Source organism: Alcaligenes sp. EGD-AK7, from assembly GCF_000465875.3.
Taxonomy (GTDB): domain Bacteria; phylum Pseudomonadota; class Gammaproteobacteria; order Burkholderiales; family Burkholderiaceae_B; genus Alcaligenes; species Alcaligenes phenolicus.
In genome coordinates, this window is the sequence record NZ_AVOG02000057.1 from 1 (window position 1) to 545 (window position 545).

The 545-nt window shown below is 66.1% G+C and carries 1 protein-coding gene; it reads left to right on the forward strand.

The genetic code is table 11. The annotated features are described in order from the left end of the window. A partial coding sequence (locus N879_RS16910) for an AAA family ATPase (protein WP_022983500.1) occupies nt 1-545 on the forward strand: 545 nt, incomplete at both ends.

Below are 545 nucleotides of genomic sequence, written 5' to 3' on the forward strand. Positions count from 1 at the left end.
AAGGTCAAGTACCGCGCCGAGGACGCCGCCGAGGAACGCATCCTCGACGCCCTGCTGCCGCCGGCGCGCACCGGCGGCTTCGGCGACGAGCCGGCCCGCGAGGACTCCAACACCCGCCAGCTGTTCCGCAAGCGCCTGCGCGAAGGCCAGCTGGACGACAAGGAGATCGACATCGAAGTGGCCGACGTCCCGGCCGGGGTGGAAATCATGGCCCCGCCCGGCATGGAGGAGATGACCAACCAGCTGCAGAACCTCTTCGCCAACATGGGCAAGGGCAAGAAGAAGAGCCGCAAGCTGAAGATCAAGGAAGCCTTCAAGCTCATCCGCGACGAGGAAGCCGCGCGCCTGGTCAACGAAGAAGACCTCAAGGCCCGCGCCCTGGAGGCGGTGGAGCAGAACGGCATCGTCTTCATCGACGAGATCGACAAGGTTGCCAAGCGCGGCAATACCAGCGGCGCCGACGTTTCCCGCGAGGGCGTGCAGCGCGACCTGCTGCCGCTGATCGAGGGCAGCACGGTCAACACCAAGCTGGGCATGGTCAAGAC